This window comes from Streptomyces venezuelae, assembly GCF_008642375.1.
Lineage (GTDB): Bacteria > Actinomycetota > Actinomycetes > Streptomycetales > Streptomycetaceae > Streptomyces > Streptomyces venezuelae_G.
In genome coordinates, this window is the sequence record NZ_CP029194.1 from 6,885,418 (window position 1) to 6,898,885 (window position 13,468).

15 protein-coding genes are annotated in these 13,468 nt (G+C 73.6%); 5 read left to right on the plus strand and 10 right to left on the minus strand.

Annotation, left to right across the window (positions count from 1 at the left end; translation table 11 throughout):
- Window positions 1–4: 4 nt before the first annotated feature.
- Window positions 5–943: a DMT family transporter gene (locus tag DEJ46_RS31445; protein WP_150271800.1), complete on the minus strand. Its 939-nt coding sequence runs from the start codon at window positions 941–943 to the stop codon at window positions 5–7.
- A 121-nt stretch (window positions 944–1,064) separates the two neighbouring features.
- Between DEJ46_RS31445 and DEJ46_RS31450 the strand changes: the two genes are divergently transcribed.
- Window positions 1,065–1,757 (plus strand): TetR/AcrR family transcriptional regulator, encoded by a 693-nt coding sequence (locus DEJ46_RS31450; protein ID WP_150271802.1) that lies wholly within the window; start codon window positions 1,065–1,067, stop codon window positions 1,755–1,757.
- Window positions 1,758–1,920: 163 nt separating this feature from the next.
- Here the strand turns inward: DEJ46_RS31450 and DEJ46_RS31455 are convergent, their stop codons facing one another.
- The 3 genes from DEJ46_RS31455 to DEJ46_RS31465 all read right to left on the minus strand — a co-directional run bounded on the left by DEJ46_RS31455 (window position 1,921) and on the right by DEJ46_RS31465 (window position 4,361).
- Window positions 1,921–2,853 (minus strand): DMT family transporter, encoded by a 933-nt coding sequence (locus DEJ46_RS31455; RefSeq protein WP_150271804.1) that lies wholly within the window; start codon window positions 2,851–2,853, stop codon window positions 1,921–1,923.
- Between the two features lie 83 nt (window positions 2,854–2,936).
- On the minus strand, window positions 2,937–3,632 hold the full coding sequence (locus DEJ46_RS31460; RefSeq protein WP_150271805.1) for an ArsR/SmtB family transcription factor: 696 nt from the start codon (window positions 3,630–3,632) through the stop codon (window positions 2,937–2,939).
- 18 nt (window positions 3,633–3,650) lie between these two features.
- Window positions 3,651–4,361, minus strand: coding sequence for a TetR/AcrR family transcriptional regulator (locus DEJ46_RS31465; protein WP_223835221.1), 711 nt, complete (start codon window positions 4,359–4,361; stop codon window positions 3,651–3,653).
- 76 nt (window positions 4,362–4,437) lie between these two features.
- Here DEJ46_RS31465 and DEJ46_RS31470 point away from each other — a divergent pair, with 76 nt between their 5' ends.
- The 3 genes from DEJ46_RS31470 to DEJ46_RS31480 all read left to right on the plus strand — a co-directional run bounded on the left by DEJ46_RS31470 (window position 4,438) and on the right by DEJ46_RS31480 (window position 6,661).
- On the plus strand, window positions 4,438–5,589 hold the full coding sequence (locus DEJ46_RS31470; RefSeq protein ID WP_150271807.1) for an acyl-CoA dehydrogenase family protein: 1,152 nt from the start codon (window positions 4,438–4,440) through the stop codon (window positions 5,587–5,589).
- An 82-nt stretch (window positions 5,590–5,671) separates the two neighbouring features.
- A complete protein-coding gene (locus DEJ46_RS31475; RefSeq protein WP_150271809.1) occupies window positions 5,672–5,959 on the plus strand; it encodes a YiaA/YiaB family inner membrane protein in 288 nt (95 codons plus the stop codon).
- 75 nt (window positions 5,960–6,034) lie between these two features.
- Entirely contained in the window at window positions 6,035–6,661 is a 627-nt protein-coding gene (locus DEJ46_RS31480) for a TetR/AcrR family transcriptional regulator (RefSeq protein ID WP_150271811.1), read from the plus strand.
- Window positions 6,662–6,693: 32 nt separating this feature from the next.
- Here DEJ46_RS31480 and DEJ46_RS31485 read toward each other — a convergent pair whose 3' ends face one another.
- Window positions 6,694–7,155 carry a MaoC family dehydratase gene (locus DEJ46_RS31485; RefSeq protein WP_150274930.1) on the minus strand — a complete coding sequence of 154 codons (462 nt, stop codon included), beginning with the start codon at window positions 7,153–7,155 and terminating at the stop codon, window positions 6,694–6,696.
- A gap of 139 nt (window positions 7,156–7,294) precedes the next feature.
- Between DEJ46_RS31485 and soxR the strand changes: the two genes are divergently transcribed.
- Window positions 7,295–7,768 carry a redox-sensitive transcriptional activator SoxR gene (soxR, locus tag DEJ46_RS31490; RefSeq protein WP_150271812.1) on the plus strand — a complete coding sequence of 158 codons (474 nt, stop codon included), beginning with the start codon at window positions 7,295–7,297 and terminating at the stop codon, window positions 7,766–7,768.
- Between the two features lie 57 nt (window positions 7,769–7,825).
- Here soxR and DEJ46_RS31495 read toward each other — a convergent pair whose 3' ends face one another.
- The 5 genes from DEJ46_RS31495 to DEJ46_RS31515 all read right to left on the minus strand — a co-directional run bounded on the left by DEJ46_RS31495 (window position 7,826) and on the right by DEJ46_RS31515 (window position 13,424).
- Window positions 7,826–8,554 (minus strand): 3-keto-5-aminohexanoate cleavage protein, encoded by a 729-nt coding sequence (locus DEJ46_RS31495; RefSeq protein WP_150274931.1) that lies wholly within the window; start codon window positions 8,552–8,554, stop codon window positions 7,826–7,828.
- A 62-nt stretch (window positions 8,555–8,616) separates the two neighbouring features.
- Window positions 8,617–9,234 (minus strand): hypothetical protein, encoded by a 618-nt coding sequence (locus DEJ46_RS31500; protein WP_150271814.1) that lies wholly within the window; start codon window positions 9,232–9,234, stop codon window positions 8,617–8,619.
- 146 nt (window positions 9,235–9,380) lie between these two features.
- On the minus strand, window positions 9,381–10,598 hold the full coding sequence (locus DEJ46_RS31505) for an alpha/beta hydrolase (RefSeq protein ID WP_190622988.1): 1,218 nt from the start codon (window positions 10,596–10,598) through the stop codon (window positions 9,381–9,383).
- Between the two features lie 124 nt (window positions 10,599–10,722).
- Window positions 10,723–12,102, minus strand: a complete 1,380-nt coding sequence (locus DEJ46_RS31510; RefSeq protein WP_150271816.1) for an erythromycin esterase family protein — start codon at window positions 12,100–12,102, stop codon at window positions 10,723–10,725.
- 74 nt (window positions 12,103–12,176) lie between these two features.
- Window positions 12,177–13,424 (minus strand): exo-beta-N-acetylmuramidase NamZ domain-containing protein, encoded by a 1,248-nt coding sequence (locus DEJ46_RS31515; protein WP_150271818.1) that lies wholly within the window; start codon window positions 13,422–13,424, stop codon window positions 12,177–12,179.
- Window positions 13,425–13,468 lie beyond the last annotated feature (44 nt).

Sequence of the window (13,468 nt, forward strand, 5' to 3'; positions counted from 1 at the left end):
AGCCTCAGACGAGCTGGATGGTCAGGGAGCCGGCGATCAGCAGGACGAGACCCAGGGCGCGCGGCTTCGTCAGCGAGCGCTGCGGCAGCTTGAACAGGCCCTTGTGGTCGATCAACGCCGAGGTGAGCTGCTGCCCCGTCACGGTGAGCGCGATCGTCACCGCCGCGCCGATGGTGGGCATGAGCAGGAACGTGCCGGTGACGTAGGCGGCGGCGCACGCGCCACCGAGCCAGCCCCACCAGGGCATCTTCCTCAGCGGGGCGATCTTCGGCTTCGGCGTGCGGCGGGTCGCGTAGAGCACGAGCAGGAGGACGGCGATCGTGAAGGTCGCGACGGCGAAGCTGATCACGGCGACGGTGATGGGCTCCTCGAGCTGGGCGCGGAGCTGGGCGTTGACCGCTCCCTGCACCGGCAGGACGGCTCCGGCGAGCACGCCGAGGGAGAGCCGGCCGGCGCGCCCGGCGCTCGACATCCTCGGCGCGCCGGGCGGGGCCGCCGCCTTCATACCCCGGATGATCACGACGATGCCGGCGAGCACGGCGAAGGCGCCGATGACGATCCCGGCGTTGAGCTCCTGCCTCTCCAGGCCCAGGAGGCCGAAGAGGTCGAGGGCGAGCGAGGCGAACATCTGGCCGGTCACGAAGAGCCCGACGGCGGCGAGGGCGCCGAGCCGGGGGAACAGCAGGATGCCGCTGGTGATGTAGAGCGGACTGGCCAGCCCGCCGAGCAACTGCCAGGCCTCCACGTCGGGCAGTCTGCCGAGCGCGCCGAGCGCTCCGGCCGCCACCGCGAGCACGGTGAGCAGCCCGGTCGCGACGCCGAGCTGGATGGTCGAGGCGCCGTACGGAGTACCGACGGCGGAGTTGAGCTGGAGGTTCACCGAGGCCTGGACGGCCAGGAGGCAGCCGACCAGCAGGGCCGCGGCGAGGAGCGCGGTGTGCATCTGGATCTCCCAGGGCGGGATGGCGAACGAGCAAGTGGACAGTGTGTCCGTTTAGCATGCCACGCGACATCTCAAACGGACAAGGTGTCCATTTACGGCTCGGGGAAGTAAGGTCTGGTCCATGAGCGACGACGAGCAGCGAGGGCGTGGAGCCCCCTCCGCACGCCCCTCCACGCGCTCCTCCGTGCACCGGGTCGACGGGCTCCTCGGTGATCTGCAGGCGGCGGACGAGCAGCCGGTCGCGCCGCGCAGACGCAAGGACGCGGAGCGGAACCGCGCCCAGATCCTGGCCGCCGCCGAGCAGCTCTTCACCGAGCAGGACCCCCGGTCGGTGACCATGGACCGGATCGCCAAAGCGGCCGGCGTGGGCCGCGCCACGCTCTACCGGAGCTTCCCCGACCCGCCCTCCGTCGCCGTCGCCCTCCTCGACGAGCACGAGCGCCGACTCCAGGGCCGGCTGATCCACGGACCGCCGCCGCTCGGCCCCGGCGCACCCGCGGGGGAGCGGCTCGCTGCCTTCTACCTCGCGATGCTCGACCTGCTGGACCGTCATCTGCCGCTGGCGCTGGGGGCGGAGACCGGAGCCGCGCGCTTCAGGACGGGTGCGTACGGGTTCTGGCGCGTGCACGTCCGCACGCTGCTCGTCGACCACGGGGTGGAGGATCCGGACCCGATGATCGACATCGCGCTCAGCCCGCTGGCGCCGGAGCTCTTCCGGTTCCAGCGGCACGAACTCGGCCTGTCGACCGAGCGCATCGGCAGCTCGCTGTCGGCCTTCGCCCGCCAGCTGCTGCGCTCCGGGCGCGGGAACTGACGGTGTGCCGGTTCACGGCACCGTGGGTGAGGCGCCGGGCTCCTGGCCGCCGGCGCCCGGTGAGCGCGGCGCCGGCTCCACGCCGGTGATCACATGGCCGGTCAGGGCCGCCACCGCCGTCGCGTCCACCCCGTGAAGCGTCCGGAACCGTGGACACGGCCCGTCAGGCGGACTCGGCCGCTCCGGAAGCGGCGGCCGGCCGCGGTCGCGAACGGGACACGGCCACGCCCGCCAGGCAGAGCGCGCCCCCGGCGAGCGTGAGCGCCCCCGGCAGCTCGCCGAGGAAGAGCCAGGCGAGGAGGACGACGAGGGCGGGTACGGCGTACGTCGTCGCGCCCATCCGGCCCGCGGTCGTACGCGCCAGGGCGTAGGCCCAGGTCGTGAAGGCGAGCGCGGTCGGGAACACCCCCAGGTAGACCATGTTCAGGGTCGCCGACAGCGGGGCCCTGCCCGCCTCCTCGACCAGCTGCCCGGCGAACGGCAGGCAGGCCACCGCGCCCACCAGGCAGCCGAAGGTCGTCACCTGGAGCGCGCTGCCGTGCGCGAGCGCCGGCTTCTGGGCCACGACCCCGCCCGCGTACGCCGCTGCCGCGATCAGGCAGAGCACCACCCCGAGCGCCGAGGTCTGCGCGCCGGACGATCCGCCGGAACCCTCGGATCCGCCGGACATGGAGAGGCCGACCGCCACCGCGCCCGCGAAGGAGACGGCCATGCCCGCGACCAGCCGGGGCGGCAGCGACTCCTTCAGGAACCTCGCGCCGAGCAGCGCGATCAGGATCGGCCCGATGTTCACCACCATCGCCGCCGTCCCCGCGTCGACCTCCTGCTCGCCCCAGTTGAGGACGACCATGTAGACGCCGAACCAGAGCAGCCCCGAGACCAGGATCCCGCGCCAGGCCGCCCGGGGAGGCAGCCCCTCGCGCCGGATCAGAAGGACAAGGCCGAGGACCAGTGTCCCGGCGAGGAGCCGCCCGAGGGCGAGGGCGCCGGGGGAGTAGGCCGCCCCGGCGCTGCGGATGGAGACGAAGGCGGAGGCCCACAGGACGACGGTGACACCGGCGGCGGCGAGCGCGAGGCGCGAGGTTCGGTTCTGCATGGCCTGACCGTAGGGCGCGGACGGTTCGGCGCTCACCGCAATATCGGCGACCGGGCGCGCTCTCCGCGATGCCGCGGGCCCGCTCAGCGCAGCGACGCCGGGTCGATGCCCAGCCTCCCATGCAGCGCGGCCTCGCCCTCGGCGGTGACCTTCACGGCCCGCTCGGTCCCGATCCGCACGCACCACCCGGTGTCCAGCGCGTGCCGGCAGAGCGCGGCGCCCGCGATCCCCGCGAGGTGCGGCCTGCGCTCGGTCCAGTCGAGGCAGCCGCGCGCGACGGGCCGTCGCCCGGCCCGTACGAGGGGGACGCCCAGCTCCTCGAACCACGCCATGCCCCGGTCCGTGAGCGCGAACCCGGTGTCCTGGCGCAGCAGTCCGCGCGCGGTCATCGCCTCGGTGATCGTGATCCCGAGCCGCCCGGCGAGGTGGTCGTAGCAGGTCCGCCCCCGGGCCATCGCCCGCCCGGCGCTCGCGGCGCGCAGCGAGCGGGGCGGCACGGCGGGTCCGGGCTCCGAGCGGGCGGCCAGGTCCTCGACGAGATGCGCGATCCCGGGGTCGGCCAGCCGGACGTACCGGTGCCTGCCCTGCCGTTCCTCCGTGAGCACCCCGCCCGCGACGAGCTTTCCGAGGTGCTCGCTGGCGGTGGACGGCGCCAGGCCGGCGTGGCGGGCGAGCTCTCCCGCGGTCCAGGCCCGCCCGTCGAGCAGGGCGAGCAGGAAGGTGGCGCGGCTCTCGTCCGCGAAGAGCGCCGCGAGCGCGGCGAGATCACTGGCTGCCATGACCCCAGGGTCCCGCACTCACAGTTCGGCGGTCGCCGAACCGTCGGTCACCGAAGCGTCGGCTGCCGCACCGTCGGCTGCCGCACCGGCGGCCGTCGAGCTCTCGTACTGGATCAGCAGTCCGTCGAGCAGCGCCCGCAGGCCCGTCTCGAAGGCGCGCTCGTCGACCTTCTGGCGGTGCTCGGCCAGCAGGTGGGCCTGGCCGAGATGGGGGTAGTCGGCCGGGTCGTAGGCCGTCTCGTCGTCGACGAAGCCGCGGGCGAAGGAGCCGAGGGCGGAGCCGGTGACGAAGTACCGCATCAGCGCGCCGATCGAGGTGGCCTGGGCCGGGGGCCAGCCCGCCCGGACCATCGCGCCGAAGACCGCGTCGGCGACCCGCAGGCCCGCCGGGCGGCGGCCGGGGCCCTGGGCGAGCACGGGGACGATGTGCGGGTGGTCGGCGAGGGCCGCGCGGTAGGAGACCGCCCAGTCGTGCAGGGCCGTGCGCCAGTCGCGGCCGTCGGTCTCCGCGAACATCGACAGATCGATCTTCGCGCTCACCGCGTCCGCGACGGCGTCGAGGATCTCGTCCTTCGTACGGAAGTGGTTGTAGAGCGAGGGGCCGCTCACCCCGAGCTCGGCCGCGAGCCGCCGCGTCGAGAGCGCGGCGAGCCCCTCCGCGTCCACGAGCGCACCCGCCGTCTCCACGATGCGGTCTCGGCTGAGCAGGGGCTTGCGCGGTCGGGCCATGGCGCACATAGTAGGCCTGCGCAGTAAAACTAGCAGCGGTAATTAAACGCCCGGACGAGACGGATGAGGTGGCACGGTGGATCTGGCGCTCAGTGAGGAGCAGGAAGCCGTACGGCGGCTCGCCGAGGACTTCGTCGCGCGCGAGGTCACCCCGCACGCCGTCGCCTGGGACCGCGCCGAGGAGGTGGACCGGGCGATCGTGAAGAAGCTCGGCGCCGTCGGATTCCTCGGCCTCACCATCCCGGAGGAGTACGGCGGTTCGGGCGGCGACCACCTCGCGTACTGCCTCGTCACCGAGGAGCTCGGCCGCGGTGACTCCTCCGTGCGCGGCATCGTCTCCGTCTCCCTCGGCCTGGTCGCCAAGACCCTCGCCACCTGGGGCACCGAGGGGCAGAAGCGGGCGTGGCTGCCCCGGCTCGCCGCCGGGGAGGCGCTCGGCTGTTTCGGCCTCACCGAGCCCGGCACCGGATCCGACGCCGGGAACCTGACCACCCGCGCGGTCCGCGACGGCGACGACTACGTCGTGAGCGGCACCAAGATGTTCATCACCAACGGCACCTGGGCCGATGTCGTCCTGCTCTTCGCCCGCACGGGCGACACCCCGGGCCACCGTGGCGTCTCCGCCTTCCTCGTCCCCACGGACACCCCCGGTCTCACCCGCCGGGCGGTGCACGGCAAGCTCGGCCTGCGGGGCCAGGCCATCGCCGAACTGGTCCTGGAGGAGGTCCGCGTCCCGGCCACCGCCATGCTCGGTCCCGAGGGCAAGGGCTTCACCGTCGCCATGTCCGCCCTCGCCAAGGGCCGCATGTCCGTCGCCGCGGGCTGCGTCGGCATCGCCCAGGCCGCGCTCGACGCGGCCGTCCGCTACGCGGGGGAGCGCGAGCAGTTCGGAAAGCCCATCGCCTCGTACCAGCTCGTGCAGGAGCTGATCAGCGACATCGCCGTCGACGTGGACGCCGCCCGGCTCCTCACCTGGCGGGTCGCCGACCTCATCGACCGCGGCGAGGACTTCGCCACCGCCGCCTCCAAGGCGAAGCTGTACGCCTCCGAGGCCGCCGTCCGCGCGGCGAACAACGCCCTCCAGGTCTTCGGCGGCTACGGCTACATCGACGAGTACCCCGTCGGCAAGCTGGTCCGCGACGCGCGCGTCATGACCCTGTACGAGGGCACCAGTCAGATCCAGAAGCTCATCATCGGACGGGCGCTGACGGGGATCTCGGCCTTCTGACGTCCGGTACCCGGCCTTCTGAGTACGTCACTGAGTACCCGGACGGATGTGGCGCCGGCCACATCCGTCCGATGCTGTCCTCATGAGCGACACACCGGTCAAGCAGCAGAACACCGCCGCCTACTACATGCAGGCCGTCATCTCCTTCGGAGTCGCGGGCGCGGCCGTGGCCATCGGCGTCTACCAGCTGGAGGCCAGCGCCTGGGTGCGGGCCTTCCTCGCCGTCTCGGTCCTCTACCTCACGACCTCGGCCTTCACCCTCGCCAAGGTCATCCGTGACCGCCAGGAGGCCGGCCAGATCCACAGCCGGGTCGACCAGGCCCGACTGGAGAAGATCCTCGCCGAGCACGACCCCTTCCAGAAGCTCTGAGCCTCCGATCTCTAAGCGCTTGCTCACCCTCGTTGTATGGTGTTCGTCCTGACGGGGTCCGAGAGGGAGTGTGGGATGAGCGCGGCGGAGGAGACGCCCGGGGGCGAGGACATGCCCTGGGGCGAGGTCACGCCCGAGGCGGCCCGGCGGTTGCTGGTGGCCGCCGTCGAGGCGTTCGCCGAGCGCGGCTACCACGCCACGACCACCCGGGACATCGCGGGCCGCGCCGGCATGAGCCCGGCCGCGCTCTACATCCACTACAAGACCAAGGAAGAGCTGCTCCACCGGATCAGCCGCATCGGTCACGACAAGGCCCTGGAGATCCTCCGGGCCGCGGCCGACCGCGACGGCACGGCCGCCGAGCGGCTCGCCGACGCCGTGCACTCCTTCGTCCGCTGGCACGCCGAGCGCCACACGACCGCGCGCGTCGTCCAGTACGAGCTCGACGCCCTGGGCCCCGAGCACCGCGCCGAGATCGTGGAGCTGCGCAAGCAGTCCGACGGGGCGGTGCGCCGGATCATCGACGAGGGCGTCGAGGCGGGTGAGTTCGTGGTGCCGGACGTGCCCGGCACCACGGTCGCGGTGCTGTCCCTCTGCATCGACGTCTCGCGCTGGTTCAACACGCAGGGCCGCCGCTCGCCCGACGAGGTCGGCGCGCTCTACGCCGACCTCGTGCTGAGGATGGTCGGGGTCCGGAAGTAGCCCGGGCCCCGGCAGGCGTCGCCGGCCGGGGCTCAGAAGTAGTAGCGGGACACCGACTCGGCGAAGCACACCGGCTTGTCGGAGTCCTCGCGCTCCACGGTCACCGCCGCCGTCACCTGCACGCCACCGCCCGCCTCCTCGACCTTCGTCAGGACGGCCGTGGCGCGCAGCCGCGAGCCGACCGGTACGGGGGCGGGGAACCGCACCTTCTCGGTGCCGTAGTTGAGGCCCATCTTCATGCCCTCGACCCGCAGGACCTGCGGCACGAACAGCGGCAGCAGCGACAGGGTCAGATAGCCGTGCGCGATCGTCGCGCCGAACGGGCCGTCGGCGGCGCGCACGGGGTCGACGTGGATCCACTGGTGGTCGCCCGTGGCCTCGGCGAAGAGGTCGATGCGCTTCTGGTCGATCTCCAGCCAGTCGCTGTACCCCAGCTGCTCGCCGACCCCCGCGCGCAGTTCCTCGGCGGAGGTGAAGATCCTCGGCTCGGCCATGTTCCTCGTCCCTTCTCGTATGACGTACCGGAGCGGCATGCCGACGACATACCGCTCGGTATCTAAGCGCTTGCTCAGCATGTGGGGTCCGGGGGCCGCTGTCAACGGCCGCCCCTGACGCACCAGTAGGGTTCGTGGAGTGCCGCAGATTCCAGAGAAGATCCACGAACTCACCGTCGGCCAGCTCTCCGCCCGTAGCGGAGCCGCCGTCTCCGCCCTGCACTTCTACGAGGCGAAGGGGCTCATCAGCAGCCGCCGCACCACGGGCAACCAGCGGCGCTACGGCCGTGACGCCCTGCGCCGGGTCGCCTTCGTCCGGGCCGCCCAGCGCGTCGGCATCCCCCTCGCCACGATCCGCGACGCGCTCGCCCGGCTCCCCGAGGAGCGCACCCCCACGAACGAGGACTGGGCGCGGCTCTCGGCGGCCTGGCGCACGGAACTCGACGAGCGCATCAAGCAACTGGGCCGGCTGCGCGACCACCTGACGGACTGCATCGGCTGCGGCTGCCTGTCCCTGGAGACCTGCGTCCTCTCCAACCCCGACGACGTCTTCGGCGAGCGGATGGCGGGCTCCCGCCTGATGCCGGTCAACCGGCCCCCCGCGGAGGACTGAGGGGTACGAGGGACAGACGCGGGGTTTCCGGGTTACGGGGCTACAGGGGTACGGGGGTCACGAGGGGTACGCCAGGGCCGCCCCGACCAGTTCGGCGCTGGAGCGGGCCCGGGCCCCGTCCGGCAGGAGCAGGGTGTCGGCGAGACCGACCCGGGTGCCGAGCCCGAGCCGGCGGGCGAGGCGCAGCACCGGCCACGCGCCGCCGTCCGTGCCGTGGAGCAGGACCGGCACCCCCGACGGGACGTCGAGGCCCCCGAGCAGGGCCTGGGCCGATGCTCCGGCCGTCGCCGGGTCCTGGTCGGCGACCTCCGCCCGGACCCGCAGTACGCGGGACGCCAGGGGCGAGCGCGCGAACCGCGCCGGACCGTCCGTCCCCGACCGCACCCCGGCCTCGACGCCCACCCCGAGCTCCAGGAGCGCCGCCGCCACTTCCTCCGCGCCCGGCTCGTGCCAGTCCACCGACGCGTGGTCCGGGAGGCCCGGACCTTCCAGGAGCGCGGCCCAGGACCGCACCCGCTCCAGACGGCGCCCGGTGTCGGTCTCGGCGGGCGCCCCCGCCGACACGCCCACCGGCACGGCGACGGCCGTCCTGACCGCGGTCAGGACCGGGGCGAGCACCCGCGGCGAGAGGGACTCGGCGCCGCAAGGCGTGCGCGGGTGGACCCGTACCTCCCGCGCGCCCGCCGCCACCGCGAGGGCCGCGGCCTCCGCGATCGACTCCGGCGACATCGGGACCCCGGCGGAGTCCCCGGGCCCCCGTGACCCGTTGAGACACGCCTGAAGCACGTGGAACACCGGAGGCACTGGCGCCACATGAGGCACGCGAACCGCCTCAGGCCTCAAGCTCTTCACGCCGCCGGAGCCAGCGGCCGGCGGACGTCCCCCCTGGCCCGGGCCAGCGCACCCGACGTGAGTACCGCGCGCGGGACGCCCACACCGCAGTCCCCGCACACCGGGCCGAGCCACGGCTCGTACGCGTCCACCGACCCCGCCCGCCACTCGATCCGAGGCCCCGCACACACCGGACACCGCTCGCCCGGACCGTCCTCCAGGGCGGCGATCAGCCGGCGCAGCACCTCCGGCAGCGGATCCGACGGGTGCACGGCCGGGTCACCGCACCGCACCACCCCGTTGCCGCCCCAGACCCGCCGGTGCCAGTCGTCGACCGCGCCGAGCCCACGCAGCCCGTCGTGCTTCTCGCGCCTGCGCCGCGCGGCGAACTGCTCCTCGTACGCGAGCCACACCGCCCGCGCCTCCTCCAGCTCGTCGAGAGCGGCCACCAGCCGCCCCGGATCGAGCTCCCGGTCCTCGGGACCGAACCTGTGCCTGCGGCACAGATGGTCCCAGGTCGCCCTGTGCCCGTACGGCGCGAACCGCTCCAGACACTTGCGCAGCGAGTACCTGCGCAGCGCCGTGTCGCACCCGGGATCGCGCACCTGTCTCGCGAGACTCCGGAATCCGGCCATCTCTCGCCACCTCCGTCGCTGGTCCTACCGCGGTATCAGTGGGACGAACGAGTGGCCCGCCGTGTTCCATCGAAATCCGGATGGCAGCCATCAACGGGGCGGGAGAGATCACCGGAGTACAGCGGAACCCAAGCGTCCGATGGGGTTCAGGGACGGCCCGCGCGGGCCGCCGACACCACCACCCGGGCCAGCTCGGTACGGCGGATGTCACTGTGCGAGCGGACCACCTCCGCCGTGTCCACGTTCACGCACCCGGAGCCCGGCACCCCCTCGCGCGGCACGTCCGCCACGGTCCGCGCCGCCGTGCCCGGCACCCCCTGGACGCCGTCGTGACCGATCGCGCCCCAGCGCGGGTCCCCGGTGCCCGGCAGGGCGGTCAGCGACGCGGAGTCGCCCGCGAGCCGGGACGCCAGCGGGTACATCACCCCGAGCGCCGTGTCGTGCCGCGAGTAGCAGGCCACGACCGGCCCGCGCACCCGGCGCTGCATGTCCCGCAGCGCACCGGACCGCCGCGGGTCGTGCGGCAGCCGGGCGGCGAAGGCGTAGTGCGAGAAGGCCCCCTGGAGGAGCGTCACGGACGCCACCGGCCGAGCTCCCTCCGGCAGGCCGCGCAGCGCGTACGCGACGAGCCGGGCGCCCATGCTGTGCCCGACGAGGTGGACGCGCAGCCCCGGAGCCGTACGGGCGACCTCGCCGAGCAGGGGCCCGAGCCCGGACTCGCCCACCCGTCCGGCCCGCCGCTTCATGACGTAGTAGGTGGCCTGCCGAAGCGCTTCCTTGGCCCCCTTCCAGTACCGCTTGAGCCCCTCCCCGAAGCCCTCCGGGAACTCCCCGTCGGCACCGCCCCCCGGACCGCCCTCCAGGGCCTCCGTGAACAGGGCGCACACCGCCACCGGATCCGCGACCAGGAACTCCGGTACGGGCTCCGCGAAGCCGGCGGCACCCGGCGCGCCCGAGGGCACGTCGGCCAGCTCCCTCAGGAGCGCGCCGAACTCGGCGAACGCGGCCTCGTGCGGCGGCGCCAGCGCCAGCAGCTCCGTGAGCCGCCCGAGGACCGGCTCCTTCTCGGGCAGGACCGTCACCAGCGCCCGGTAGTCGGGCACCGGCTCGTCCGTGAACATCATCGAGGGCCAGATCACCCCCGCGTACCCGGCCTCGACCCCGGGGCCGAACAGACCGGGGAAGGGGGCGAAGAAGTCCGAGCAGAGGCGGGTGGCGCCGGACGGGGAGCTGTTCCACCCGTGGGCGAGCAGCACCAGGTCCGTCACCCCCTGCCGGGCCAGCGCCGCGAGGGCCGCGGACTGTCCCGCCGGCCCGTCGCCGTCCTTGTCGAAGGTGATCTCCCGGTACGGTTCCACACTCATCCCGGTCACGGCCCGACCGCCCCTCCACGTCGAGGTGGCCGCCACACCCCGCGCGGACTGCGCGGGCAGCGGCTCCACGGCCAGCATGCCCGCGCGGGGACCCGTCCAGACGTGTGCCGGGTCGTCAGCGCAGCCGCGCCGCCGAGACCCGGGGGAAGTGGATCAGCAGGTCGTACGAGGAGGGGAGCCGTACGGGCACGACGTCGCCCGGCCAGGGGTACGCGGTCCCGATGTGCCGGACAGGGCGGGACACGCCGAGCCAGTCGCGCGCCGCCGGGGTCGTCCGCCGCAGGTCCAGGTAGAAGGCGCCGGGGGAGACCCGGTCCAGGGTGCCGGCGTGGCTGTCAGGGCCGAGCGGGCCGACGGTGAACGCCCGCAGCGGCTCGCCGGGAGCCTCGGTGTCGTGCGCGTTGAACGAGCCCTGCCCGAAGGAGGCACCGACGCTCACGTAGTCCTCACCGAGGGCGTCCCGCAGGAAGGCGCCCTGGAGCCGCGGGTACTGGTCAGGCTTCGGCGTCACGTACCCGACGTGTCCGTTGTGCGCGGCGAGCAGGATCCGGTCGCCGGTGTGCCGCTGCCACCACACGGTGTTCTCGGCCATGACGCGGTCCCGGTAGAGCATCGCGTCGGCGACACCGTCCGACGTCAGGTCGTGGCCGAACTCGGTACCGACCTGGGCGATTGCACGCGCGTGCTGCACCGCCCAGACATGCGCCTCCCGCGCCCCGGGGCCCGTGCCCGGCCGCTGCCGCTCCAGGAGCGCGAGGGCCCGGTTCACGTCGGCGGCCATCCGCTGCCGCTCGGCGTGCGGCTTGACCATGTACCCCTTCATCCAGGCCTCGACCTCGCCCGTGGGGCGCGAACTCCGGTACAGCTCCTGGAAGCGGGGGAGCAGCGCGGGGCGGGTCCGGGCCACGTACGAGGTGACGGCGTCGAAGACGTTCGGCCCGGCGTAGCCGAGGTCGTTGCCCATGAAGCGGACCTGGTGCCCGGGGTGGAGCTGGTTGTGCCGCCGCATCCAGCGGAAGAGGTCGAGGTACTCCTCGGTGTTCCAGAGGCGGTACGACTCCTGGAACTCGTCCCGCATGATCGCCCGGATGTCACCGCGGCCGGTGCGGATCCACTCGTCGACGAGCAGCCCGGTCGACCAGGGCGCCTCCAGGGCGAAGGTGGTGAAGCCCCGCCGCTCCACGAGGTGTTCGAAGATCCGGTGCTTGACCTCGAAGAACTCCGCCGAGCTGTGGGTGGCCTCGCCGATGCCGACGACCTTGGCCGAGCCGATCATCCGGTCGAGCGGGCGCAGGTCGGTCAGGGGCTGTGCGGTGCGGGCGAGTTCGCGGGCGGGATCGGGTGCGGCCGGGGTTCCGGCCGCACCGGCGGCGGGCGCCAGGGTGCCGAGGCAGGCGGCCACCAGCAGCCCGACGAGGGGCAGCCTCCGACGCCGTAAGGACGACCCGGGGGACTTGGGGGAACGAGAAGAACGGAAAGAACTGGAGAGGTTCATGGGGCAAGCGTGGTCGGCGGCACACCCCCGGGAACATCCCGCCCGCACCCCTGTCGACCGGGGGACAACCCCCGTCAGCGGTAGAGCAGATGCTCCCGCCGCACCGCCCGGAAGGCCGCCAGGTCCGCCTCCCACGCCCCGACGACCTCGTCGGTGTCCGCGCCCGCGTCGATCAGGGTCCGCACCCGGGCCGATCCGGTCAGCTTGTCGATCCAGTGGTCCGCCCGCCAGGCGAAGCCGGACCACGACCGCCGGGCGGTGACCAGGAGCCCGATCCCGGTCCGTACCGGGTCGAAGGCCTCGCGGTCGTGGACGTGCAGCTGCACACCGCCCACGGTCTTCCCCTGGAACTTGGAGAAGGTCGGGGCGAAGTACGCCTCGCGGAAGCGGACTCCGGGCAGACCGAGCGCGTTCGCCGCCTCCGCCCACCGCCGGTCGACCCCCTCGGCGCCGAGCAGCTCGAAGGGACGGGTCGTGCCCCGTCCCTCGGAGAGGTTCGTCCCTTCGAAGAGGCACGTGCCGGAGTAGACGAGCGCGGTGTCGGGCGTCGGCATGTTCGGGCTCGGCGGCACCCACGGCAGCCCGGTCGCGTCGAAGAAGTCGGTGCGCCGCCACCCCGTCATGCGGACGGTCTCCAGGGCCACGGGCGCGCTCAGGAACTCCGCGTCGAAGAGCAGGGCCAGCTCGGCCACCGTCATGCCGTGCGCCTGCGCGATCGGCTCGCGCCCGACGAAGGTCGCGAAGGCCCGGTCGAGGACGGGCCCGAGAGCCGCCCGCCCGGTCACCGGGTTCGGCCGGTCGAGGACGACGAACCGCTTCCCGGCGAGCGCGGCGGCCGCCATGCAGTCGTACAGCGTCCAGATGTACGTGTAGAAGCGCGCGCCGACGTCCTGGATGTCGAAGACGACCGTGTCCGCCCCGGAGGCCGTGAAGACGTCCGCCAGCGGCTGCCCGCTCTTCAGGTACGTGTCGTAGACGGGCAGGCCGGTCGCAGGGTCGTCGTAGCGCCCCTCGGAGCCGCCGGCCTGGGCGGTGCCCCGGAAGCCGTGCTCGGGTCCGAAGACGGCGACCAGGTCGACCCGCTCGTCGGCGTGCATCACGTCCACGACGTGCCGGGCGTCGGCGGTGACCCCGGTCGGGTTGGTGACGACGCCGACCCGCTCGCCGGCCAGGAGGGCGTACCCGTCCGCCGCGAGCCGCTCGAAGCCGGTACGGACGCGGGGGCGCCCGGCGCCCGGGGCGGCCGAGGCGACGGACGCCGTGGCGGCCACCGCCCCGACGGCACCTCCGGCGGCCAGCAGACTCCGTCGCGACAGGCTCATGCGGAAACCTCCTCGATCGCCGTCCCCGGCCGGGGCGGGTGACA